This window comes from Streptomyces sp. MNU76 (assembly GCF_020982545.1).
GTDB lineage: Bacteria > Actinomycetota > Actinomycetes > Streptomycetales > Streptomycetaceae > Streptomyces.
Genome location: NZ_JAJKLK010000019.1, coordinates 513,694 through 538,569, shown reverse-complemented (window position 1 = coordinate 538,569; position 24,876 = coordinate 513,694). Strand labels below are relative to the sequence as shown.

At 67.7% G+C, this 24,876-nt stretch carries 16 protein-coding genes, 3 rRNA genes and 2 pseudogenes; 8 read left to right on the top strand and 13 right to left on the bottom strand.

Translation table 11 applies throughout. The annotated features are described in order from the left end of the window. Positions 1-4: 4 nt before the first annotated feature. The 10 genes and pseudogenes from E4N62_RS28850 to E4N62_RS28805 all read right to left on the bottom strand — a co-directional run bounded on the left by E4N62_RS28850 (position 5) and on the right by E4N62_RS28805 (position 11,335). Positions 5-1,072 (bottom strand): NAD-dependent epimerase/dehydratase family protein, encoded by a 1,068-nt coding sequence (locus tag E4N62_RS28850; RefSeq protein ID WP_215448361.1) that lies wholly within the window; start codon positions 1,070-1,072, stop codon positions 5-7. 308 nt (positions 1,073-1,380) lie between these two features. Beyond that, positions 1,381-1,479, bottom strand: coding sequence for a 30S ribosomal protein bS22 (locus tag E4N62_RS28845; protein ID WP_003948845.1), 99 nt, complete (start codon positions 1,477-1,479; stop codon positions 1,381-1,383). Between the two features lie 168 nt (positions 1,480-1,647). Beyond that, on the bottom strand, positions 1,648-1,860 hold the full coding sequence (locus E4N62_RS28840; protein WP_007443703.1) for a helix-turn-helix domain-containing protein: 213 nt from the start codon (positions 1,858-1,860) through the stop codon (positions 1,648-1,650). Positions 1,861-1,989: 129 nt separating this feature from the next. Beyond that, complete coding sequence (locus tag E4N62_RS28835) at positions 1,990-2,805, bottom strand: phosphatase (protein WP_308185962.1); 816 nt, start codon at positions 2,803-2,805, stop codon at positions 1,990-1,992. A gap of 207 nt (positions 2,806-3,012) precedes the next feature. After that, positions 3,013-4,173, bottom strand: a pseudogene (locus E4N62_RS28830) (acetoin utilization protein AcuC); the annotation flags it as partial. Next, on the bottom strand, positions 4,124-5,362 hold the full coding sequence (locus E4N62_RS28825) for an MFS transporter (RefSeq protein WP_230219353.1): 1,239 nt from the start codon (positions 5,360-5,362) through the stop codon (positions 4,124-4,126). The gene E4N62_RS28825 and the pseudogene E4N62_RS28830, both read right to left, overlap by 50 nt. 77 nt (positions 5,363-5,439) lie before the next feature. Further along, positions 5,440-6,084 (bottom strand): HAD family phosphatase, encoded by a 645-nt coding sequence (locus tag E4N62_RS28820; RefSeq protein ID WP_230219345.1) that lies wholly within the window; start codon positions 6,082-6,084, stop codon positions 5,440-5,442. 82 nt (positions 6,085-6,166) lie between these two features. Then, positions 6,167-6,283, bottom strand: a 5S ribosomal RNA gene (rrf, locus tag E4N62_RS28815). Positions 6,284-6,378: 95 nt separating this feature from the next. After that, positions 6,379-9,500 (bottom strand): 23S ribosomal RNA (locus tag E4N62_RS28810). 308 nt (positions 9,501-9,808) lie between these two features. Then, positions 9,809-11,335 (bottom strand): 16S ribosomal RNA (locus tag E4N62_RS28805). The 16S, 23S and 5S rRNA genes sit together here, the layout of an rRNA operon. Positions 11,336-11,906: 571 nt before the next feature. Here E4N62_RS28805 and E4N62_RS28800 point away from each other — a divergent pair. After that, positions 11,907-12,356, top strand: a complete 450-nt coding sequence (locus E4N62_RS28800; RefSeq protein WP_230219339.1) for a PTS glucose transporter subunit IIA — start codon at positions 11,907-11,909, stop codon at positions 12,354-12,356. 78 nt (positions 12,357-12,434) lie between these two features. After that, complete coding sequence (gene ptsP / locus E4N62_RS28795) at positions 12,435-14,105, top strand: phosphoenolpyruvate--protein phosphotransferase (protein ID WP_230219335.1); 1,671 nt, start codon at positions 12,435-12,437, stop codon at positions 14,103-14,105. Between the two features lie 62 nt (positions 14,106-14,167). Here ptsP and E4N62_RS28790 read toward each other — a convergent pair whose 3' ends face one another. Together E4N62_RS28790 and E4N62_RS28785 are read right to left on the bottom strand one after the other, a co-directional pair. Beyond that, a complete protein-coding gene (locus E4N62_RS28790) occupies positions 14,168-15,076 on the bottom strand; it encodes a hypothetical protein (RefSeq protein WP_230219333.1) in 909 nt (302 codons plus the stop codon). 78 nt (positions 15,077-15,154) lie between these two features. Next, positions 15,155-17,122: an acetoacetate--CoA ligase gene (locus E4N62_RS28785; protein ID WP_230219332.1), complete on the bottom strand. Its 1,968-nt coding sequence runs from the start codon at positions 17,120-17,122 to the stop codon at positions 15,155-15,157. Between the two features lie 202 nt (positions 17,123-17,324). On the opposite strand from E4N62_RS28785, the pseudogene E4N62_RS28780 reads away from it, so the two are divergent. Beyond that, a pseudogene (locus E4N62_RS28780) lies at positions 17,325-19,408 on the top strand (TIM-barrel domain-containing protein); the annotation flags it as partial. A 2-nt stretch (positions 19,409-19,410) separates the two neighbouring features. Beyond that, positions 19,411-19,695, top strand: a complete 285-nt coding sequence (locus tag E4N62_RS49715) for a hypothetical protein (protein ID WP_374117077.1) — start codon at positions 19,411-19,413, stop codon at positions 19,693-19,695. A 30-nt stretch (positions 19,696-19,725) separates the two neighbouring features. Here E4N62_RS49715 and E4N62_RS28775 read toward each other — a convergent pair whose 3' ends face one another. Continuing rightward, positions 19,726-20,262: an NUDIX domain-containing protein gene (locus tag E4N62_RS28775; RefSeq protein ID WP_184896542.1), complete on the bottom strand. Its 537-nt coding sequence runs from the start codon at positions 20,260-20,262 to the stop codon at positions 19,726-19,728. Positions 20,263-20,522: 260 nt separating this feature from the next. Between E4N62_RS28775 and E4N62_RS28770 the strand changes: the two genes are divergently transcribed. The 4 genes from E4N62_RS28770 (at position 20,523) to glpK (ending at position 24,850) form a co-directional block, all read left to right on the top strand. Further along, positions 20,523-20,948, top strand: coding sequence for a Zn-ribbon domain-containing OB-fold protein (locus E4N62_RS28770; RefSeq protein WP_230219331.1), 426 nt, complete (start codon positions 20,523-20,525; stop codon positions 20,946-20,948). Continuing rightward, entirely contained in the window at positions 20,945-22,135 is a 1,191-nt protein-coding gene (locus E4N62_RS28765) for a lipid-transfer protein (protein WP_230219330.1), read from the top strand. The genes E4N62_RS28770 and E4N62_RS28765 overlap by 4 nt, the downstream gene beginning before the upstream one ends. 362 nt (positions 22,136-22,497) lie before the next feature. Beyond that, positions 22,498-23,283 carry an MIP/aquaporin family protein gene (locus E4N62_RS28760; protein ID WP_230219329.1) on the top strand — a complete coding sequence of 262 codons (786 nt, stop codon included), beginning with the start codon at positions 22,498-22,500 and terminating at the stop codon, positions 23,281-23,283. Between the two features lie 46 nt (positions 23,284-23,329). Next, positions 23,330-24,850: a glycerol kinase GlpK gene (gene glpK, locus E4N62_RS28755; protein WP_184896536.1), complete on the top strand. Its 1,521-nt coding sequence runs from the start codon at positions 23,330-23,332 to the stop codon at positions 24,848-24,850. The last annotated feature ends 26 nt before the right edge of the window (positions 24,851-24,876 follow it).

Sequence of the window (24,876 nt, the reverse complement as noted above, 5' to 3'; positions counted from 1 at the left end):
CTCCTCAGTTGGCGCTCTGCGTCGGGGGTTGACCTCCGCCCACGGTGGGCACCGGCAGGGCGGCGATCCGGTCGATGGCCCCAGCGAGGGCCTCGGGGGGCAGGAGGCCGGGCCCCCTGCTCCGCGCGAAGTCGGCGAACGTCTCCGCGGTGGTATACCTGGCCCGGTAGCCGAGCGTCTCGCGCATCTGGTTGGTCGACACGACCCGCCCGTGCGTCAGCAGCCGCAGCTGCTCCGGCGAGAAGTCGGTGACGCCCAGCGTCCGGACCATCGAGCCGACCCAGCTGACCGCCGGCATCAGCAGCGGCACCGTCGGCCGGCCGAGCCGCCGCGCGCACTGCGAGAGCAGCAGCACACCGTCGCCCGCGATGTTGAACGTCCCGCTGTTGAGCGTGCCCCGCGCCGGTTCGTGCGAGGCGATCCGCAGCACCTCGATCACGTCGTCCTCGTGCACGAACTGCAGCCGGGGGTCGTACCCCAGCACGGTCGGCAGCACCGGCATCGAGAAGTACGAGGCGAGCGGCGAATCGGCGCTCGGCCCGAGGATGTTCGCGAACCGCAGCACGCACACGGCCACGTCGGGCCGCCGCCGGGCGAATCCGCGGACGTACCCCTCGACCTCGACGGTGTCCTTGGCGAAGCCACCGCTGGGCAGCGACTTGGGCGGGGTGGTCTCGGTGAACACGGCCGGATCGCGGGGCGCGGAACCGTACACGTTCGTGCTGGACTTCACGACCAGCCGCTTGATCAACGGGGACTTCTGACAGGCACCGAGCAACTGCATGGTGCCGATGACGTTGGTCTCCTTGAGCGTGGCGCGGCCGCCGCTGCCCAGAGGGGTGCCCGTGACGTCCATGTGCACCACGGTGTCCACGTTGTGCTCGGCCAGCAGACGGGCTATGGCGGGCTGCCGGATGTCGGCCTGGACGAAGTCCGCGCCGCCAAGATGGTGTCCCGGCGGCACCGCGTCCACCGCGATGACCCGGTCCACCTGCGGGTCGCGCTGGATCCGCCGGACGAACCGGCCTCCCAGCTGACGGGCCACACCGGTGACGAGCACGACCTTCCCCAAGATCAGCGCCTTCCTTCCAGCCGTCGCCTCACACAGGCGTAACTCTGCTCGTACTCTGCCGCGTTCCCCGTACTCTCCGCGTTCCCCGTGTGCGGCCACGTTAGCGGGTCGATGTTGCCCTGTGGTGACCGCGACCCCGTCAATGACCGGCAAAAACAATGACCGGTGAAACACCGCGACCCCCCACCGGTTCCGGTGGGGGGTCGCGGCAACGCGTTCTTCAACAGCGCTCGCGCAAGAAAGCAAGGCGTACGGCCCCCTTACGCGAGGGGGACCGGCCAGGACCCCGATCGCGGGGCCGGACCGCCTTACTTCTTGTTGCGACGCTGAACGCGGGTGCGCTTGAGCAGCTTGCGGTGCTTCTTCTTAGCCATCCGCTTGCGCCGCTTCTTGATAACAGAGCCCACGACTACCCTCGCTCACTTCTCATCACTCGGTGTTTGGGCGCCATGGGCCCATACGACCTACGAGGGGCCAGCCTACCCGTCCGAGCGCTGAGGTCGTAATCGAGGGGGAACCGGGGGTATCCCGGAGGTCCCGCAGGGCCTCCGGGAGCCCCTCGGCCCCGATGGCCGTCAGGCCGTCTCCACCCCCACATAGCTCTCGCGGAGGTATTCGTGCACCGCTTGCTCCGGCACCCGGAAGGACCTGCCCACCCGGATCGCCGGCAGATGACCGCTGTGCACCAAGCGGTACACGGTCATCTTCGACACGCGCATCACCGCGGCGACTTCCGCCACGGTCAGGAACTGAACCTCGTTCAGAGGCCTCTCGCCAGCTGCAGCCATGACACACCTGAACCTTCCGCACTCGACGGCCACCGGCTTCCCCTTCCGGTGACTCTTCGTCGTTGCGTGCTCACTCCCCAATGTAGGGGCGGGTGATGCGAGTGGGGAAGAGGGGATGCCATCGGCGGCCTACTGTGACAGACACGCCCGATTGAGTACGTAGCGGGTCAGCGGTCGGTAGTAATCAGACCGCACACCGTCATCAAGTGGAACGGCGACGGACACCCGCCCCTCCGCCTCCCCCACGAAGAGCGCCGGATCGTCCGTATCGGCGAGCCCGATCGCCTCGAACCCCAGCTGACCTGCCCCGCAGACCCAACCGTGGTCTCCCACCACGAGTTCCGGGAGCGGCCCGCCGGCCTCCGCGGCGGCCGCCAGAACCGTCCGAACCGGCAGCGGTGAATGCGTGTGCACGCCGGTCGCACAACCGGAGCGCAGAGCAGGCGCCTCACGGACGAGAGCGACGCCCCGAACGTAGTCGAGGTTGTACGTGCGTAGACCGAACCGGGTCGTTATGTCGACACGTCTACCCGTCGCAGGGGTGAGGACCTCACATCCCGCCGCCGACAAAGCGTCCGCCAACGCGCCGTAGAAACCGAGCAGCCGATGCGGGTGCCCGGTCCCGAGGAGCACCAGCCCACCACTGCGAGCGACCGCCCCGACCCGTTCCGCGAACCGGTCCAGCGCCCCGACCGTCAACTCCGGGTCGATCACATCCTGCCCGGATGTGCACCCAGGATCGGCCGAAACCCCGCACCTCTCCGCCATCAAAGCGAGCACATCCCGCTGTCGCCAGGTCATCTCCGGATCGATCCCGATCAGAAACCGAGGATCACGAGCCGCGAACAACCGATAACTCCGCAGACTCGCCTCCCGAGCGGTGGCCACCCTCCCCGCCAACCCGGACCGCACCAGGTGCTCCCGCAACGCCCCACCGCCGACCACCCTCAGATGCTGACGCACGGCCCGCCCCACGACCCCGAAAACCACAGCCTCACCACACAGTTGGCCTAACTCCCTTTGCGGGGCGCGGGGAACTGCGCGAACGGGGTCCGGGCGGAGCCCCGAATCAGACGGGGCTGAAGGGGCACGCAGCCCCTTCAGGATGGGACGGGTAGGGGCGGCGGGGGCGAGAAAACCCCTACGCCAACAACCCCGCAACGGAAACACAGCCTTCCGCGCGGCAAGCACCGCCTGATCCAACCGATCCGCGGGGTCGTACCCCGCATCCCACCCCGCCCACGCCACAGGCCACCGCCCATCAGTCATCCGCGCCGGCGCCAACTGCCGCGTACGAGCGAACACCTGCTGCCGCCACTCCTCGGGAATCACGGTCTCCGGCGCGATCTCCCGCCCCGCCGCGATCGCCACCAGATGCGTCCACGACCGCGGCACCACGTCCACCACCGCGTACCCGCCCCCGCCGAGCGCGACCCACCGCCCGTCGGCGTACTCGTGCGCCAGCTCGTGCAACGCGACCTGGACGGCCCGCTGCGCGTCCAGCGACACCGCCAGATGCGCCAAGGGATCCTCGAAGTGCGTATCGGCCCCGTGCTGGGTCACCAGCACCTGCGGCCGGAAGTCGGCGATCAGCTCGGGCACCACCGCGTGGAACGCCCGCACCCACCCCGCGTCCCCGGTCCCCGCCAGCGCCACGTTCACGGCCGACCCCTCCGCACTCGACGGGGCCCCCGTCTCCTCGGGCCACCCGGTCTGCGGGAACAGGGTCCGGGGATGCTCGTGCAGCGAGATCGTCAGGACCCTCGGGTCCTCCCAGAACGCCGTCTGCACCCCGTCCCCGTGATGCACGTCGACGTCCACATAGGCGACCCGCTCGGCCCCCAGCTCCAGCAGCCGGGCGATGGCGATCGACGCGTCGTTGTAGATACAGAACCCCGAGGCGCCCCCGGGCATCGCATGGTGCAGCCCGCCCGCGAAGTTCACGGCGTGCAGCGCGTCCCCGCGCCACACGGCCTCCGCCGCCCCCACCGACTGCCCCGCGATGAGCGCGGACACCTCGTGCATCCCGGCGAAGGCCGGATCGTCGACGGTCCCCAGTCCGTACGACCCGTCCGCGCCCCCGGGATCGGCGGACGCGGCCCGAACCGCCGCCACGTAGTCCTCGCGGTGTACGAGTCGCAGTGTCGACTCCCCGGCCAGCTTCGCCGAGACGACATCCATCTCCCGGTCGAGCCCGAAGGCAGTCACCAGGCTCCGGGTCAACGCCAGCCGGACCGGATCCATCGGATGGTCCGGACCGAAGTCATAGCCCGTTACTGCCTCGTCCCACATCAGCTGTGCGCGGCCGCTCATGCCCGCCACCGTATCGGTCCGGTTCAGTTTCGAACGACCGGGCGTACACCAGGGTCACCAGCACCAACGTCATGGGGATGAGCATCGCCCCGCGATAGCTCCAGAGGTCTCCCACGGCCCCCACCAACGGAGAACCGATCAAGAACCCGACATAGTTGAAGATGTTCAGTCGCGCGACGGCCGCGTCCGAAGCTCCGGGGAACAGCCGCCCCGCCGCCGCGAAGGTCTGCGGCACCAGCACACACAGCCCGAGCCCCAGCAGCGTGAACCCGAGCATGCCCACCCAGGCCCCCGGCGCACCCGCCACCACGGCGAACCCGACCGCCGCCACCAGCGCCCCGGCCCGCACGACGGCCGCGGCCCCGAACCGCCGCACCCCGAAGTCCCCGATGGACCGCCCGAGCAGCGTGGTGACCATGTAGACGTTGTACGGCACCGTCGCGAGCTGCTCGCTGCTTCCCAGCACGTCCTGCAGATACTTGGCGCTCCAGTTGGAGACGGTCGAGTCGCCGATGTACGCGAAGCACATCACCAGACAGAGCGGCAGCAGCATCTTGAACGCGACGGACCCGCCCGCGCCGCTCGCCCCGCCCGCCTCGGCCCGTGCGGCGTCCTCCTTGGCCGCCTCCGGCCCGGCGTCGACGTACCACCGGCTCCCGATCAGCGCCGCCGGCAACAGCGCGGCCACCACGGGCAGATACGACACCAGCAGCGGCAGATCCCAGTGTGCCCCGACCCACGCCAGCGAGGCCCCTGCTATACCGCCCAGGCTGTACACCGCGTGGAAGCCGAGCATGATGCTCCGCCCGTACGACCGCTGCAGGCTCACCCCGAGCATGTTCATCGACGCGTCGAGCGCTCCGACGGCCAGCCCGAAGGCCGCCATGGCCGCGCCGAGCACGACCATCTGCTCGCCGGCCGCCACCCCTAGCAGGGCCAGGAGCACGACGGGCTGGGACCACCGGAGCACCAGGCTCGGCGGCACCTTCTTCACGAGGTGCTCGGTGCAGACGCTGCCGACGCCGGCGAGGATCGGCACGGCGGCGAGGAAGGCGGGCAACAGCGCGTCGGAGACCCCGTACCGGTCCTGGATGGCCGGAATCCGCGTCACGAGCAGCGCGAAGGCGACACCCTGAGCGAAGAAGCTGAACGCCAACGCGGCCCTACCGCGCCGCAGCACATCTGTCATGGCGGCACAGTAGGGGCCAGGTCCTACCCGTGGGTAGAGGAAGTTGAATACTGCTCAACTAAGCGTGCGGAGCGGCTTCAGACGAGCAGGTCCAGCAGCTGCCCCATGTCCGAGAAGTGCCCCTTGACTCCAACGAGCTTGTCGACGGGCGTCATCCCCGTGAACCCGTACACATCCATCCCTGCCGCCACACCGGCCTGCACTCCGGCAGGACTGTCCTCGACCACCACACACCTCTCCGGAGCCACCCCCATCCGCGCGGCCGCGTGCAGGAACAGATCGGGCTCCGGTTTCCCCCGCCCCACGTCCTGAGCGCTGAAGACGAGCCCGGCTCCGAACCACCGGTCCAGCCCGGTCGTCCGATGCCCCACCCTGATCCGCTCATGGCTCCCGGACGAGGCCACGCAGTACGGCACGTCGTCCGCGACGAGCTTCTCCAGCACTTCGACGACACCCGGAACAGGCTTCAGCACCCGCTCGAACGCGTCGAAGACCCGGCTGTGGAAGACATCGTCGAAGTCCTCCGGCAACGGCCGACCCGTCCGCTCCAGCACGAGCTCGTGCACCCGGTGCATCGCCGACCCCATGTAGTCCCGAACGGAGTCCTCGTACGAGGTCGGGTACCCCAACTCGGTCAGGAAGGCCGCCAGCAGCCGATTGGAGATCGACTCACTGTCGACGAGAACACCGTCATTGTCGAAGATCACGAGGTCGTAGCGCATGGCTCGACCCTAAGCGACCCCAAACCAGCCGTAAATGCAGAAAGCCCCCGCCGGTAACCCGGCAGGGGCTTTCTCAAAAATTGTTCGGCGGCGTCCTACTCTCCCACAGGGTCCCCCCTGCAGTACCATCGGCGCTGTAAGGCTTAGCTTCCGGGTTCGGAATGTAACCGGGCGTTTCCCTCACGCTATGACCACCGAAACACTATGAAACTATGAATACCGCACCATCCCTCGTGACCATGAGAAATGGGGTTGTTCGTGGTTTCAGAACCAACACAGTGGACGCGAGCAACTGAGGACAAGCCCTCGGCCTATTAGTACCAGTCAACTCCACCCGTTACCAGGCTTCCATATCTGGCCTATCAACCCAGTCGTCTACTGGGAGCCTTAACCCCTCATGGGGGTGGGAGTCCTCATCTCGAAGCAGGCTTCCCGCTTAGATGCTTTCAGCGGTTATCCCTCCCGAACGTAGCCAACCAGCCATGCCCTTGGCAGAACAACTGGCACACCAGAGGTTCGTCCGTCCCGGTCCTCTCGTACTAGGGACAGCCCTTCTCAAGACTCCTACGCGCACAGCGGATAGGGACCGAACTGTCTCACGACGTTCTAAACCCAGCTCGCGTACCGCTTTAATGGGCGAACAGCCCAACCCTTGGGACCGACTCCAGCCCCAGGATGCGACGAGCCGACATCGAGGTGCCAAACCATCCCGTCGATATGGACTCTTGGGGAAGATCAGCCTGTTATCCCCGGGGTACCTTTTATCCGTTGAGCGACGGCGCTTCCACAAGCCACCGCCGGATCACTAGTCCCGACTTTCGTCCCTGCTCGACCCGTCGGTCTCACAGTCAAGCTCCCTTGTGCACTTACACTCACCACCTGATTGCCAACCAGGCTGAGGGAACCTTTGGGCGCCTCCGTTACCCTTTGGGAGGCAACCGCCCCAGTTAAACTACCCATCAGACACTGTCCCCGATCCGGATCACGGACCCGGGTTAGACATCCAGCACGACCAGACTGGTATTTCAACGACGACTCCACCCGAACTGGCGTCCGAGCTTCACAGTCTCCCAGCTATCCTACACAAGCCGAACCGAACACCAATATCAAACTGTAGTAAAGGTCCCCGGGGTCTTTCCGTCCTGCTGCGCGAAACGAGCATCTTTACTCGTAGTGCAATTTCACCGGGCCTATGGTTGAGACAGTCGAGAAGTCGTTACGCCATTCGTGCAGGTCGGAACTTACCCGACAAGGAATTTCGCTACCTTAGGATGGTTATAGTTACCACCGCCGTTTACTGGCGCTTAAGTTCTCAGCTTCGCCACCCCGAAGAATGACTAACCGGTCCCCTTAACGTTCCAGCACCGGGCAGGCGTCAGTCCGTATACATCGCCTTACGGCTTCGCACGGACCTGTGTTTTTAGTAAACAGTCGCTTCTCGCTGGTCTCTGCGGCCACCCCCAGCTCACCGAGTAAATCGGATCACCAGGCGTGGCCCCCCTTCTCCCGAAGTTACGGGGGCATTTTGCCGAGTTCCTTAACCATAGTTCACCCGAACGCCTCGGTATTCTCTACCAGACCACCTGAGTCGGTTTAGGGTACGGGCCGCCATGAAACTCGCTAGAGGCTTTTCTCGACAGCATAGGATCATCCACTTCACCACAATCGGCTCGGCATCAGGTCTCAGACTTAATGATGTGCGGATTTACCTGCACACCGTCCTACACCCTTACCCCGGGACAACCACCGCCCGGGATGGACTACCTTCCTGCGTCACCCCATCACTCACCTACTGCAAGTCTGGTTCGTCGGCTCCACCACTCCCCTTCACCCGAAGGATCCGGGACGGCTTCACGGACTTAGCATCGCCTGGTTCAATGTTTGACGCTTCACAGCGGGTACCGGAATATCAACCGGTTATCCATCGACTACGCCTGTCGGCCTCGCCTTAGGTCCCGACTTACCCTGGGCAGATCAGCTTGACCCAGGAACCCTTGGTCAATCGGCGCAAACGTTTCTCACGTTTGTATCGCTACTCATGCCTGCATTCTCACTCGTGAACCGTCCACAACTCGCTTCCGCGGCTGCTTCACCCGGCACACGACGCTCCCCTACCCATCCCAGCGGGCGTTGGCCCTCATGCTGGAATGACACGACTTCGGCGGTACGCTTGAGCCCCGCTACATTGTCGGCGCGGAATCACTAGACCAGTGAGCTATTACGCACTCTTTCAAGGGTGGCTGCTTCTAAGCCAACCTCCTGGTTGTCTCTGCGACTCCACATCCTTTCCCACTTAGCGTACGCTTAGGGGCCTTAGTCGATGCTCTGGGCTGTTTCCCTCTCGACCATGGAGCTTATCCCCCACAGTCTCACTGCCGCGCTCTCACTTACCGGCATTCGGAGTTTGGCTAAGGTCAGTAACCCGGTAGGGCCCATCGCCTATCCAGTGCTCTACCTCCGGCAAGAAACACACGACGCTGCACCTAAATGCATTTCGGGGAGAACCAGCTATCACGGAGTTTGATTGGCCTTTCACCCCTAACCACAGGTCATCCCCCAGGTTTTCAACCCTGGTGGGTTCGGTCCTCCACGAAGTCTTACCTCCGCTTCAACCTGCCCATGGCTAGATCACTCCGCTTCGGGTCTTGAGCGTGCTACTGAATCGCCCTGTTCGGACTCGCTTTCGCTACGGCTACCCCACCCGGGTTAACCTCGCAACACACCGCAAACTCGCAGGCTCATTCTTCAAAAGGCACGCAGTCACGAGAACAAGGCAAACCTCGTTCCGACGCTCCCACGGCTTGTAGGCACACGGTTTCAGGTACTATTTCACTCCGCTCCCGCGGTACTTTTCACCATTCCCTCACGGTACTATCCGCTATCGGTCACCAGGGAATATTTAGGCTTAGCGGGTGGTCCCGCCAGATTCACACGGGATTTCTCGGGCCCCGTGCTACTTGGGTGTCTCTCAAACGAGCCGTACAGATTTCAGCTACGGGGGTCTTACCCTCTACGCCGGACCTTTCGCATGTCCTTCGCCTATCCATACGGTTTCTGACTCGTCCTGTTGCCGGCAGACAACAGAAGAGAGATCCCACAACCCCGTATACGCAACCCCTGCCGGGTCTCACACGCATACGGTTTGGCCTCATCCAGTTTCGCTCGCCACTACTCCCGGAATCACGGTTGTTTTCTCTTCCTGCGGGTACTGAGATGTTTCACTTCCCCGCGTTCCCTCCACACTGCCTATGTGTTCAGCAGCGGGTGACAGCCCATGACGACTGCCGGGTTTCCCCATTCGGAAACCCCCGGATCAAAGCCTGGTTGACGACTCCCCGGGGACTATCGTGGCCTCCCACGTCCTTCATCGGTTCCTGGTGCCAAGGCATCCACCGTGCGCCCTTAAAAACTTGGCCACAGATGCTCGCGTCCACTGTGCAGTTCTCAAACAACGACCAACCACCCATCACCCCGAACCAGTAGATTCGAGTGCACTGGGGCCGGCACTGAAGGCAGCCATACGGCCGTGCCCTCAGACACCCAACAGCGTGCCCGACCAGATTCCGTCCGGAGATCATGTTTTCCACGCTCTTGCGAGCAGTACTAACAGCCTCCGGCCCGTGAAACCGGCCGAATAATCAACGTTCCACCCATGAGCAACCACCGTCGGACGTTCGCCGACGTTGTGGCCCTGGCTGCCTTGCGGCAGCTAGATGCTCCTTAGAAAGGAGGTGATCCAGCCGCACCTTCCGGTACGGCTACCTTGTTACGACTTCGTCCCAATCGCCAGTCCCACCTTCGACAGCTCCCTCCCTTACGGGTTGGGCCACCGGCTTCGGGTGTTACCGACTTTCGTGACGTGACGGGCGGTGTGTACAAGGCCCGGGAACGTATTCACCGCAGCACTGCTGATCTGCGATTACTAGCAACTCCGACTTCATGGGGTCGAGTTGCAGACCCCAATCCGAACTGAGACAGGCTTTTTGAGATTCGCTCCGCCTCACGGCTTCGCAGCTCATTGTACCTGCCATTGTAGCACGTGTGCAGCCCAAGACATAAGGGGCATGATGACTTGACGTCGTCCCCACCTTCCTCCGAGTTGACCCCGGCAGTCTCCTGTGAGTCCCCATCACCCCGAAGGGCATGCTGGCAACACAGAACAAGGGTTGCGCTCGTTGCGGGACTTAACCCAACATCTCACGACACGAGCTGACGACAGCCATGCACCACCTGTACACCGACCACAAGGGGGGCCGTATCTCTACGGCTTTCCGGTGTATGTCAAGCCTTGGTAAGGTTCTTCGCGTTGCGTCGAATTAAGCCACATGCTCCGCTGCTTGTGCGGGCCCCCGTCAATTCCTTTGAGTTTTAGCCTTGCGGCCGTACTCCCCAGGCGGGGAACTTAATGCGTTAGCTGCGGCACCGACGACGTGGAATGTCGCCAACACCTAGTTCCCACCGTTTACGGCGTGGACTACCAGGGTATCTAATCCTGTTCGCTCCCCACGCTTTCGCTCCTCAGCGTCAGTAATGGCCCAGAGATCCGCCTTCGCCACCGGTGTTCCTCCTGATATCTGCGCATTTCACCGCTACACCAGGAATTCCGATCTCCCCTACCACACTCTAGTCTGCCCGTATCGAATGCAGACCCGGGGTTAAGCCCCGGGCTTTCACATCCGACGCGACAGACCGCCTACGAGCTCTTTACGCCCAATAATTCCGGACAACGCTCGCGCCCTACGTATTACCGCGGCTGCTGGCACGTAGTTAGCCGGCGCTTCTTCTGCAGGTACCGTCACTTTCGCTTCTTCCCTGCTGAAAGAGGTTTACAACCCGAAGGCCGTCATCCCTCACGCGGCGTCGCTGCATCAGGCTTTCGCCCATTGTGCAATATTCCCCACTGCTGCCTCCCGTAGGAGTCTGGGCCGTGTCTCAGTCCCAGTGTGGCCGGTCGCCCTCTCAGGCCTGGCTACCCGTCGTCGCCTTGGTGAGCCGTTACCTCACCAACAAGCTGATAGGCCGCGGGCTCATCCTTCACCGCCGGAGCTTTCCACCACCAAGAGATGCCCCTAGTGGTTGTATCCGGTATTAGACCCCGTTTCCAGGGCTTGTCCCAGAGTGAAGGGCAGATTGCCCACGTGTTACTCACCCGTTCGCCACTAATCCCCACCGAAGTGGTTCATCGTTCGACTTGCATGTGTTAAGCACGCCGCCAGCGTTCGTCCTGAGCCAGGATCAAACTCTCCGTGAATGTTTACCGGTAATCCGGTGCACACACACGAGAGCGGAACCACCGGAGGAATAGTCCGATGGTTCACAGCATCCTCGCTGTGTTTGTTTCAAAGGAACCTCGCCCCAACCGGAATCGGCTAGGAACGGGGTATCAACATATCTGGCGTTGATTTTTGGCACGCTGTTGAGTTCTCAAGGAACGGACGCTTCCTTTGTACTCACCCAAGTAATTTCCTGGGCTTTCCTCCGGGCGCTTCCCTTCGGTATTCCAAACTCTATCAGTGTTTTTCCGGCCCCCTGACCACCATCCTGCAGACATGCAGAAAATGATCCCGGGATAGGATCTGAACTATCTGATCGAGTTCGATGCTGCCGAGGTCGGACACAAAGCGCCGCTCGCCCCGAGGCAGGTCTACGACTCTACAACGGGCCGCGGAGCCCGTGCAAATCGCTTCGAGGGCTGGTCTAGACCTCTCATGCGAAGCTATCGTGCGGAACGGGTACTTCAACTGACTACCCTGCTGCTCAGTGCACTGTCCCGGGACAAGCGGGGACGGTGTCCTCATAGATCTCCACCTGGGAGGCTTCCCATGACCACCGTGACGTCCCCTCTCGCAGGACGCGCCATCGGACTGGCCGCCGTACCGGATCCCGTGTTCTCGGGGGCGATGGTCGGCCCCGGCACGGCGATCGACCCCGAGCGTGAGGCAGGAGAGGCCGTCGCTCCCGTCGACGGGGTCATCGTCTCCCTGCACCCGCACGCGTTCGTCGTGGTGGACGGCGAGGGGCACGGCGTGCTGACGCATCTCGGGATCGACACCGTGCAGCTCAACGGTGAAGGGTTCGAGCTGCTCGTGAACAAGGGCGACACCGTACGGCAGGGTCAGGCCGTGGTGCGCTGGAACCCCGCCGCCGTGGAGGCCGCGGGCAAGTCGCCGGTCTGCCCCGTGGTAGCTCTGGAGGCCACGGCCGACTCCCTCACCGAGCTCCGCGAGGACGGCGAGGTGAAGGCCGGCGACACGCTCTTCGGCTGGCGGTGATGCCGGAGGCCGTACCGGACCCCGAGTTCCACAACCACCGCGGCGGCGGGAACCGTCGCACTAACGGAGACAGGTGAGATGGAGACAACGCTGCGAGGCGTCGGTGTGAGCCACGGTGTGGCGATCGGCGAGGTTCGGCACATGGGAACGGCGGTGCTGGAGCCGCCCGCCAAGCAGATTCCGGCGGAGGACGCGGAGCGCGAGCAGGGTCGAGCCCGTAAGGCCGTGGACGCCGTGGCCGCCGATCTGATCGCGCGCGGCAATCTGGCCGGTGGCGAGGCCCAGGCCGTCCTGGAGGCCCAGGCGCTGATGGCCCAGGACCCGGAGCTGATGGCAGATGTGGAGCGACGTATCGCCGTGGGGAGCACGGCGGAGCGTGGTGTCTACGACGCCTTCGCCGCGTACCGGGCGCTGCTGGCCGCGGCCGGCGAGTACCTCGCGGGTCGCGTGGCGGACCTCGACGATGTGCGGAATCGTATCGTCGCCCGGCTCCTCGGGGTTCCGATGCCAGGGGTACCGGACAGCGACGAGCCGTACGTCCTCATCGCCCGTGACCTCGCGCCCGCGGACACGGCGCTGCTCGACCCGACGCTCGTCCTCGGTTTCGTCACCGAGGAGGGCGGGCCGACCAGTCACAGTGCGATCCTGGCGCGGGCGCTCGGGGTGCCGGCCGTGGTGGCGCTGCCGGGGGCCGGGGAGCTCGCCGAGGGCACAATGATCGCCGTGGACGGCAGTACCGGTGAGATCTTCGTGAACCCGAGTGCGGAGAAGAAGGCCGAGCTGGAGGCCGCCGCGGCGGCGCGGAAGGCCGCGCTGGCCGCGTCGAGCGGGCCCGGCGCGACCTCCGACGGCCATCGGGTTCCGTTGCTGGCCAACGTGGGCGGCCCCGCTGATGTGCCGGCGGCTGTGGAGGCCGGGGCCGAGGGGGTCGGGCTGTTCCGGACCGAGTTCCTCTTCCTGGACGACAGCAAGGCGGCGCCGTCCGAGGAGAAGCAGGTCGAGGCATATCGCAAGGTGCTGGAGGCCTTCCCCGAGGGGCGTGTGGTCGTGCGGGTGCTGGACGCCGGCGCCGACAAGCCGCTGGAGTTCCTCACCCCGGCCGACGAGCCGAACCCGGCGCTCGGTGTGCGTGGTCTTCGGACGCTCCTCGATCATCCCGAGGTGTTGCGGACGCAGTTGACGGCGCTCGCGAAGGCCGCCGAGGGGCTGCCGGTCCATCTCGAGGTCATGGCGCCGATGGTCGCGGACCGCACGGACGCCAAGGCGTTCGCCGACGCGTGTCGCGAGGCGGGGCTGCGGGCCAAGTTCGGTGCCATGGTGGAGATTCCGTCGGCGGCGCTGCGGGCACGGTCGATCCTGCGGGAGGTGGAGTTCCTCTCGCTGGGGACGAACGACCTCGCGCAGTACACGTTCGCGGCCGACCGGCAGGTGGGGGCGGTGTCCCGGCTCCAGGACCCGTGGCAGCCGGCGCTGCTCGACCTCGTCGCGCTGTCCGCCGAGGCGGCGAAGGCCGAGGGCAAGAGCTGTGGCGTCTGCGGCGAGGCGGCGTCGGATCCGCTGCTCGCGTGTGTGCTGACCGGTCTGGGTGTCACCTCCCTGTCCATGGGTGCGGCGTCGATTCCGTATGTGCGGGCGACCTTGGCGAAGTACACGCTGGCGCAGTGCGAACGGGCGGCTGCCGCCGCGCGGGCGGCGGACACGGCCGAGGAGGCGCGTGGCGCCGCGCAGGCGGTGCTGTCGGGCGAGTAGCCCGGGAGGGTCCGGCCGGCGTCGAGGGGCGCTCCACCTTGGGTGGGGCGCCCCTCGACCGTTCAGTGGGCGTGGCCGTGCGAGGTCGGGCCTCCCCCACCGAGGTCGTCGCCGAGCTCGGGTGGGGTGCAGTAGTCGACGCCGGACTCCGGGGAGACGAGGTCTCCGGATTCCATGTCGGTGCAGTAGGCGTCGAAGACCTCTCCCGCGGTGAGTGGTGCGAGGTCGTCGCCGCGCAGGCGCCAGCCGTAGACGCGGTCGGTCCGGTCCGGGGCGGTGGTGCGCATGACGAGTCCGCCGGGGCTCCGGGTGGCGAGGCCGAGGGCGAGGACGGTGGCGAACTCCAGGACTTCGGCCTCGTCGAGCCGGGTGGCTCCTTCGGTGCTCTGGTCGACGTGGAGGACGGCGGCCAGTGCCTGGGGTTCGGCCGAGACGCTGCAGACCAGGTGGCGTTCGCCCGGGCCCGCGGTGTCGAGGATGCGCTTGAGCAGGTGCATGGCGCGGGAGAAGGCCGCGCGTCCGATGTCCTCGCCGCAGGAGGCGCAGTCGCCGATCTGGGCGAGGCGAGTGGTGGCGTACTCCCAGGTGGCGAGACGGACGGCTTCGTCGATGAGGTCGGGGACGAGCTCGGCGAGGGGCTGTCCTTCGTACGGGACGGCGGCGCCCGTCGCGGCCAGCTCCGCGGTGAAGCGGGTGCGGCTGGAGGGGGTGTCGGGTTCGAGGCCGGTGTCGGCGCAGAACTCGGCGTACTCCTCGGGGTCGAAGAGGGCGACCGTGGTGTGGTTGCCCTGCGCGGAGAGGGTCCGGAGCAGGGCTTCCACCTGTCGGAGGTAGGTCGTGTGATCGTCGAAGGCGAAGCTGCGGTAGCGGCGCATCGCGGTGAAGTCGTGTTCGTCGGCCAGCAGGCCGATGGTGCCCGCGATCTCGCGGCGCAGGACGCGGCGCATGCTCTGGTGGCTGGTGTGTGCCATGTCTTCCCCCTGTGCGAACGGTCGATCAATGCTCACTCACAGTAATCGAGGGCACTGACAACGCGGTCGCGGGTGGGGTCAGGGGCGTCGGCGGGCCAGGTCCTCGTAGAAGTGCAGGAGGTCGAGGTTGTCGATGGAGCCGGGGTTGACCGCCTTTTCCAGTGGGGTGCCCTGGAGGAGACGTTTGACGGGGACCTCGATGCGTTTGCCGGTGAGGGTGTGCGGGACGCCGGGGACTTCGATGACCTCGTCGGGAACGTGGCGGGGTGAGAGCTGTTCGCGGATGGTGCGTTTGATGCGGGTGAGGAGGGCCTCGTCGAGGGTTGCCCCCGGGGCGAGTTGGACGAAGAGGGGCATCCAGTAGCCGCCGTCGGGCTGTTCGATGCCGACGACGAGGGACTCCTTGATCTCGGGGAGGCGTTCGACGGCCTCGTAGATGTCGGCCGACCCCATGCGGACGCCCTGGCGGTTGAGGGTGGAGTCGGAGCGGCCGTGGATCACGACGGAGCCCCGGGAGGTGAGGGTGATCCAGTCGCCGTGGCGCCAGACGCCGGGGTAGGTGTCGAAGTAGCTGTCGTGGTAGCGGGTGCCGTCGGGGTCGTTCCAGAAGTGGATCGGCATGGACGGCATGGGGTTGGTGACGACGAGTTCGCCGACCTCGTCGACGAGGGGTTTGCCGCTGGGGTCCCAGGACTGCAGGTCGGTGCCGAGGCAGGGGGCCTGGAGTTCGCCGATGTGGACGGGGAGGGTGGGGACGGCCCCCGCGAAGCAGGAACACACGTCGGTGCCGCCGCTGACGGAGGCGATCCAGAGATCCTCGCGGACCTCGTCGTGGAGCCAGCGGAAGCCGTCGGGCGGGAGCGGGGAGCCGGTGGTGCCGACGCACTGGACGCGGGAGAGGTCGTAGTCGCGGCCGGGGTGGACGCCGGCCTTGGCGCAGGCCATCACGTAGGCGGCGGAGGTGCCGAAGAGGGTGGCGCCGGTGCGTTCGGCGACGCTCCACTGGGCGCCTGTGTCGGGGTACCCGGGGCTGCCGTCGTACAGGACGACGGTGGTACCGGTGAGGAGGCCTGAGACGAGGAAGTTCCACATCATCCAGCCGGTGGAGGTGTACCAGAAGAAGCGGTCCTCGGGGCCGAGGTCGCAGTGCAGGCCGAGTTGTTTGAGGTGTTCGACGAGGATGCCGCCCTGGGACTGGACGAGGGCTTTGGGCAGGCCGGTGGTGCCGGAGGAGTAGAGCACCCACAAGGGGTGGTCGAACGGGACCTGTTCGAAGGTGGGTGCCACGTCCGCGGAGGTCAGGGCGGACCATTCCAGAGCGCCCTCGGGGGCGTCGGTGCCGAGGACGGGGATGTGGACCACAGCGCGCAGGGTGGGCAGTTCGCGGCGGAGTTCGGCGACGATGTCGCGGCGGTCGTGTTCCTTGCCGCCGTAGCGGTAGCCGTCGACGGTGAACAGGACGACGGGCTCGACCTGCTGGAAGCGGTCGAGGACGCTGCGGGCGCCGAAGTCCGGTGCGCAGGAGGTCCAGACGCCGCCCACGGCGGCCGTGGCGAGGAGGGCGACGACGGCCTGCGGGATGTTCGGGAGGTAGCCGCTGACGCGGTCACCCGGGCGTACGCCGAGGGCGCGCAGTTCGGCGGCGAGGGAGCCGACCTGACGGCGCAGCTCCGCCCAGCTCACGGGGCGCGGTTCGTGGGTCTCGTCGACGTGGAGCAGGGCCGGTTCGTCGGCGCGGGCGTCGGCCGCGCGGAGTGCGTGTTCGGCGTAGTTGAGGGTGGCTCCGGGGAACCATGGGGCGCCGGGCATGGTGCGGTCGCCGAGCACGCGCGTGTAGGGGGTGGAGAACCGTACGTCGAACCATTCGGTGACGGCTGTCCAGAAAGTTTCGAGTTCGTCGACGGACCAGCGGTGCAGGGCCGGGTATCCGCCTTCGGCGGGGGCTCCGTGGTGTTCGGCCGCCCAGGGCTGGAATGCGGTGATCCGGGCCCGGGCGATGCGGTCCGCGTCGGGTTGCCAGAGCGGCGAGGGGTTCGCTGAGGTCATGGGGTGGCTCCCGGGGCTGTGCGCGTGGTGTGCGTCGGGCGCGCACGGGCAGGGGTGTGCGCGTGACGCGGCTGACACGGACGATGCCATGTGATCGACTTCCGCACCAGGGTGAGCCGCTGCCGGACGGCTACGTGAACATGTGGCGGCACGGTGGGTGAACGGCAGTTGAACGGTTCACACGAATCGTCCGGTGGATGGCATGGTGAGCGTCATGAACGGTCGTGACCTGGTGCGTTCGGTGAAAACGATCGGTTCGGCGGGGGTGGCGCAAGGGCTGCGCACCGTGCGGGCCGCATGGCGCAGGAGGCGTGCCGACGCGGCCGCTCTGCCGGCGCGGGGTGCCGAGCGTGCCAGGGTGCCGGGGCCGGTGGTGGGTGTGGAGCCGGGGCCCGGCGGCGGGGTCGTACGGTTCAGCAGGTCCGAGCTGCGGGTCACCGTCGATGTGCACGGCGCGGTCTTCTGGGGCTGGGACGGGGCCGGTCCCGAGCCGTCGTACGCGCTGGCGGGCCGGTGCCCGGAGCCGGATCCGCGGGCCGTGCTGGAGCCGGACAAGGACGGCGCCTGGCGGGTCGTGGCCGAGCGCGTCACGGTCGTGGTGTCGCGGCTGGGCGCCGTGGAGGTGCGTACGCCCGGTGGAGTGGTCCTGCGGCGTGATCTGCCGCCCCGGTGGTGGGAGCCGGTGGGTGGAGCTGAGGCGCGGTGGGTGCAGCGGTCGGAGGTGGCGGCCGACGCGCGGTTCTTCGGGCTGGGCGGACGGGCGTCGGGTCCCCGGCTGCGGGGCGGAACGTATCGGCTGTGGAACACGGACCCCGGTCGTCCGTTCGCTCCGGGCGACGACCCGCTGTACATCACGATGCCGGTGCAGATGGTGGTGGCGGACGCGGCCACGCATCTGGTGTTCCACGACACCACCTGGGACGGCACGGTGACGCTGCGGGAGGGCGAGGAGGGCGCCGGGTCCGGGCACGACCGGGCTGGGACGTCCGAGCTGCGGATGGACGGCGGGCCCCTGCGCTGCTGGGTCATAGTCGGTACGCCCGCGCGCGTGCTGCACGCCTGGGCCGCGCTGACCGGGGCTCCGGCGCTGCCGCCGGCGTGGGCGTTGGGCCATCATCACGCGCGGTGGGGCTTCGGGAGCGAGCAGGAGGTGCGGCGGATCGTCGCGGGCTACCAGGAGCACGGGCTGCCGCTCGACGCGGTCCATCTGGACATCGACCACTTCGACGCCCACCAGGCCTTCACGGTCGACGCGGAGAACTTCCCGAAACTGCCGGTGCTCGCCGAGGAGTTGCGGCGGGAGGGGATCCGGTTGGTGTCGATCGTGGACGCGGCGGTCGGTGCGCGGCCGGGCGATGCGGTGTACGACAGCGGGACGGCCGAGGACGCCTTCGTGCGCGACGCCACCGGGAAGGTCGCGGAGGGGCTCGTGTGGCCCGGGGATTCGGTCTTCCCGGACTTCACGCGCGCGCGTACGCGCGCGTGGTGGGGTGGTCTCTACGGAGAGCGGCTGGCGCAGGGCTTCGCGGGGTTCTGGCACGACATGAACGAGCCGACGTCGTTCACGGCGTTCGGGGAGAACACGCTGCCCCGGTCGGCCCGGCACGATCTGGAGGGCCGGGGCGGTGATCATCGCGAGGCGCACAACGTGTACGCGCTCTGCATGGCCCGCGCGGGGTACGAGGGACTGCGTGAGCTGGTGCCCGAGGAGCGGCCGTTCGTCTTCTCGCGTTCCGGGTGGGCCGGGATGCAGCGTTACGGCGGGACGTGGTCGGGGACGTGGCGACGGGCTGGCCGGGGCTGCGGGCGTCGCTCGCGCTGGTGCTGGGGCTGGGGCTGTGCGGGGTGCCGTACTCGGGGCCGGACGTGGGCGGGTTCGACGGGAGTCCCTCGCCGGAGCTGTATCTGCGGTGGTTCCAGCTGGGCGCGTATCTGCCGCTGTTCCGCACGCACGCGAGTCTGCGGGCGGGGCGGCGCGAGCCGTGGGAGTTCGGGGACGAGATCGTCGAGCACGCGCGCGTGGCGCTCGTCGAGCGGCGGCGGCTGTCGCCCTACTTCATGACGCTGGCCCATCTGGCGCGTCGTACGGGGGCACCGTATGTGCGTCCGTTGTGGTGGGGCGCGCCGGAGGACCGGGCGCTGCGCGACTGTGAGGACGCCTTTCTCCTGGGGGACGCTCTGCTGGTGGCGCCGGTGCTGGAGCCGGATGTGGAGCGGCGTGCGGTGCGGCTGCCGCGGGGCCGTTGGTACGACACGGCGACGGGGCGGGCGTACCAGGGCCGGGGCAGGTGCTGCTGGACGCGCCGCTGTCGCGTGTCCCGGTACTCGCGCGCGGGTGCCGTGGTTCCGGTCCGGGCGCCGACGGCGGCCTGGAGCTGGAGGTGTGGGCACCCGTGCGCGGGCGGACGGGGCGGGCTCGTGGTGCCGGACGCGGGGACGGCTGGGACGAGCCGGAGGTCGAGCGGTACACGGCGCGTTGGGAGGGGCCGCGGCTGGTCGTGGAGCGGGAGGGGGACGAGGGTCCGGTCGAGCCCGCGTATCCCGTGAAGGTGCGCGGGCTCGACCATGGGTGAGCCCGGTGGTGGCTCAGGCGTGGTTTCGGCTCAGATGTAGCGGCCGTCGAAGAACGCCTGGACGGCCAGGGTGTGCAGGGGGAAGGCGAGTTCGGTGGGTCTGCGCAGCAGGTGCCAGCCCTCCGTCTCGTCGGTGGCGACGGACGCCGGGAGGCCGGCCGCCGGGCGCTCCGGGAGGAGCCCGAAGAGCAGGAGATGACCGGCGGGCGAGCTCATGGCGTCGGCGAGGCGTACGTCGCGGTCGGCCACGCAGATGCCCGTCTCCTCCTTGAGTTCGCGGGCGACGGCGTGGCGCCAGTCCTCTCGGTGGTCGATGAAGCCGCCGGGCAGGGCGGTGCCCCCGCGCGCGGGGGCGATGGTCCGTGTGATCACCACGAGGGCGGTGCCCTGGGTGTCGTACACGGGCTGGAGGGCCACCGCGACGGGGAGCGGATTGCGGTAGGCCACTGAGTGGCAGGCCTCGCAGGTGCGGGGCCAGCCGGAAACGCCCTCTCCGTAGGGCGCTCCGCAGCTCGAACAGTGCGAGTCCGGCGCGGAGTTGGCGGGTGGGTGTTGATTAGCGGACACGCGGCGGACTGTATCCGATCATCTGCTCGTCGTCTCTTCGGGGCGGCTCGACGCGCCACGCCGTCGGGCCCGCCCGCACGGGTGAGGGCCGGCCGGAACCACCCCCGTGGGCCCCGGCCGGCCCTCCCGATACAGCGACGCCGGGCGGGGCTCGTTGGTTCTCCGGAGGGCCTGCCCAATTCCGGATGCCCGTGCCAGACTTTCTGACGATTCATCAGATTCGTATGCCGGGAGGGGCTTTGTCGCGGAGTCGCACACCTGTGGTCGCGGGCTGGTTCACCGGGGAGGGCGAGGGGTTCCGGCTGCTCGGCACGCGCTGTTCGGCGTGCGCCTCGGTGTTCTTCCCCCGTGAGGACGTCTTCTGTCGCAATCCGGGCTGTCCGGGAGGTGAGCTGCGCGAGGTCCCGCTGTCGCGCCGGGGGCGGGTGTGGTCGTACACGGACGGCCGGTACCGACCTCCGTCACCCTACGTGTCCGATCCGGAACTTCCGTGGGAGCCGTACGCGTTGGTCGCTGTGGAACTGGCCGAAGAACGTCTCGTGGTGCTGGGACAGGCGGTTGCCGGGGTCACCGTCGCCGATCTGGCGGTGGGCATGGAGGTGGAGCTCGTCCCCGGGGTCCTGAACGAGGACGCGGAGACGGTCTGGACGACCTGGCAGTGGCGGCCGACGGGGGTGACGGCATGACGGGCGAGGTGGCGGTGCTCGGCGCGGGCATGCACCCGTGGGGCAAGTGGGGCAGGAGTTTCGTCGAGTACGGGACGGTGGCCGCGCGCGCGGCGCTGACCGACGCGGGCCTCGACTGGCGGGACGTGGGCTCGATCGTCGGCGCGGACACGGTGCGGGGCGGTTATCCGGGCTATGTGGCGGGGGCGACCTTCGCGAAGGCGCTGGGCTGGCAGGGGGCCCGGGTCGCGAGCGTGTACGCGGCCTGCGCGTCCGGGGCGCAGGCGGTCGGCACCGCGCGGGCCCAGATCCTCGCGGGTCTCGCGGACGTGGTGCTGGTGGTGGGCGCGGACTCGGCTCCGAAGGGGTTCTTCCGGCCGGCGGGCGGGGACCGGGCGGACGATCCGGACTGGTTGCGGTTCCGGGTCCTCGGTGCCACCAATCCGACGTACTTCGCGCTGTACGCGCGGCGGCGGATGGCGGTGCACGGGGACACGACGGAGGACTTCGCGCGGGTCAAGGTGAAGAACTCGGCGGCGGGGGCGCTCAATCCGTACGCGCGCTATCGCAAGCTGGTCACCGCGGAGGAGGTCGCGGCCTCGGCCGTAGTCGCCGACCCGCTGCGGCTGCTGGACATCTGCGCGACCTCGGACGGAGGTGCGGCGCTGGTGCTGTCCAGTATGGAGTTCGCGCGGCGGCACGGGGTGGCCGAGCCGGTGCGGATACGGGCGGTGTCCACGGTGACGCCCCGCTACCCCAACACGGTGCTGGACCTGCCGGACATCGCCACGGACTCGGCGGTCGCGGTGGCGCCGCCGGACGAGACGTTCCGGGCGTCGATCGCGCGGGCGGCGTACGAGGAGGCGGGGATCGGGCCCGGGGATCTCTCGTTCGCCGAGGTCTACGACCTGTCCACCGCACTGGAGTTGCAGTGGTACGAGGATCTGGGGCTGTGCGGTGAGGGCGAGGCCGCGAAGCTGCTGCGGGACGGCGCAACGGCGCTGGGCGGACGTGTACCGGTGAACTGCAGCGGAGGGCTGGCATCTTTCGGGGAGGCCGTCCCGGCGCAGGCGATCGCCCAGGTGTGCGAGCTGGTCCGGCAGTTGCGCGGCGCGGCGACGGATCGGCAGGTCGAGGGAGCGCGGGTGGGGCTCAGCGCCAACCAGGGCCTGTTCGGGCACGGGTCGGCGGTGATCGCGGTTCGGTGAGTGCGGGTCGGTGATCGCGGCCTGGTGAGGGCGGGTCGGTGAGGGCGGTCGGTCCGTGATCGTGGGCGCGTGATCCTCTGCGGCGCTGTGAGCGGTCGCCGGTCGGTACGTGCCGTGCGCGCCGACGGGTGCGCCCCGCAAGCGCCTTCAACCGTTGTTGTGCGTGTTCTTGACGCCCCCTGGGTGCCGGTGAACACTTCCGGGTGTCGGTCGGCATCGCCGGATTCGGGCGTCTTTGCGCACCGCGCCGCTCTGGCTCCCCGCCTGCAACGGACCATCCCCCACGGGCGATGCGGCCGCGACGGCACGCTCGTCACGGAGGTCCGGGGCCGATCGCTCCGGGCCTGGGCCAAGGAGCCGCCATGAGCAATGGAGACATATTCGTCGGTGAGGTCATCGGTACGGCGATCCTGATTCTCTTCGGCGCCGGTGTGTGCGCCGCCGTCACTCTCAGGTTCTCGAAGGCGAGGGCGTCGGGCTGGATCGTCATCGCGTTCGGCTGGGGCTTCGCCGTGCTGGCTGGCGCCTACACCGCCGCTCCCCTCTCGGGCGGGCACCTCAACCCGGCGGTGACCCTAGGGATCGCGGTCGACACGGGGACCTGGGACAAGGTGTGGGTGTATCTGCTCGGCCAGATGGTCGGCGCGATGATCGGCGCCCTGCTCGCCTACCTCGTCTATCTCGCGCAGTTCCAGGCGAACGTCCGCAAGGAGGGCACCACGGAGGGCACGGCGGACGAACCGACGCCGACCCTCGGGATCTTCTCGACCATCCCGGAGATCCGGAGTCCGGTCGCCAACCTGATCACCGAGATCATCGCGACGATCGCCCTGGTGCTGCCGATCCTCGCGTTCGGCCGGAACACGGGCATCGGCATCGGCCAGATCCCCGGCGAGGAGGCCGGGATCTACGGCTCCGGGATCTCGGTCCTGCTGGTGGCGTTCCTGGTGGTCGGCATCGGCCTCTCGCTGGGCGGTCCGACCGGCTACGCCATCAACCCGGCCCGTGACCTCGGCCCGCGTATCGTGCACACCTTCCTGCCGATCCCCAACAAGGGCACTTCGGACTGGGGTTACGCCTGGATCCCGGTGGTCGGCCCCCTGGTCGGCGGGGTCCTCGCGGGCCTCGTCCACAACGCAGCCTTCTGACGCACCGCCGTAAGACGTGAATCGACGCAAGACGTGAGGGGATGTCATGCCGGACAACGCCCAGAAGTACGTCGCCGCCATCGATCAGGGCACCACTTCGAGCCGTTGCATCATCTTCGACCAGGGCGGTGCCATCGTCGCCGTCGACCAGCGCGAGCACCGTCAGATCTTCCCCAAGCCGGGGTGGGTGGAGCACGACGCCACGGAGATCTGGTCGAAGGTGCAGGCGGTCGTCGCCGGGGCCATCGCGAAGGCGGGCCTGCGGGCGGAGCAGATCAGCGCGCTCGGCATCACCAACCAGCGGGAGACGACGGTCCTGTGGGACCGGGCGACGGGCAAGCCCGTGCACAACGCGATCGTCTGGCAGGACACCCGCACGTCGGCGCTGTGCAACGAACTCGGCGGCACGGACGGGCAGGACCGTTTCCGTGAGCAGACCGGGCTGCCCCTGGCCAGCTACTTCTCCGGTCCGAAGGCCGCCTGGCTGCTCGACAACGTGCCCGGTCTGCGCGCGCGTGCCGAGCACGGCGAGATCGCGTTCGGCACGATCGACTCCTGGCTGATCTGGAACCTGACCGGTGGTACGGACGGCGGCCGGCACGTCACCGATGTCACCAACGCCGGACGCACCATGCTGATGAACCTGGAGACCCTCCAGTGGGACGCCTCGATCCTCTCCGCGATGAACGTTCCGGAGGCGGTGCTGCCGGAGATCAGGTCCTCCGCCGAGGTGTACGGCACCGCGGTCGGCCCCCTCGCCGGCGTGCCCGTCGCCTCGGCACTCGGCGACCAGCAGGCGGCGGTGTTCGGCCAGGCCTGCTACGACGTGGGCACGGCGAAGAACACCTACGGCACCGGAAGCTTCCTGCTGCTCAACACCGGGAACCGGCCCGTGCCCTCGAAGAGCGGGCTGCTCACCACCATGGGGTACAAGATCGGCTCGGAGGCGCCGGTGTACTGCCTGGAGGGGTCGATCGCGATCACGGGGGCCCTGGTCCAGTGGTTCCGGGACCAGCTCGGCATCATCCGCAGCGCCGACGAGATCGAGTCCCTCGCGGCGAGCGTCGACGACAACGGCGGGGCGTACATCGTGCCCGCGTTCTCGGGTCTGTTCGCCCCCTACTGGCGCTCGGACGCGCGGGGCGTCGTGACCGGGCTGACGCGTTACGTCACGAAGGCGCACCTCGCTCGGGCTGTGCTGGAGGCGACGAGCTGGCAGACGCGGGAGGTGGTGGACGCCATGTTCCAGGACTCCGGGGTCCCCATCACGACGCTCAAGGTCGACGGCGGCATGACCAAGAACAACCTGCTGATGCAGCACCAGGCGGACGTCCTGGGCGTACCGGTGATCCGGCCCAGGGTCTCGGAGACGACCTGTCTGGGGGCCGCGTACGCCGCCGGTCTCGCGACCGGCGTGTGGAACGACCTGGACGAGCTGAAGTCGCACTGGCAGCGGGACGTCGAGTGGACGCCCGCCATGGAGGCCTCCGTGCGCGACCGTGAGTACCACAACTGGCGCAAGGCGGTGGAGAAGAGCCTCGGCTGGCACGAGGACGACGCGAACTGACGGCGAGACCCACGCGCGCGTACGTC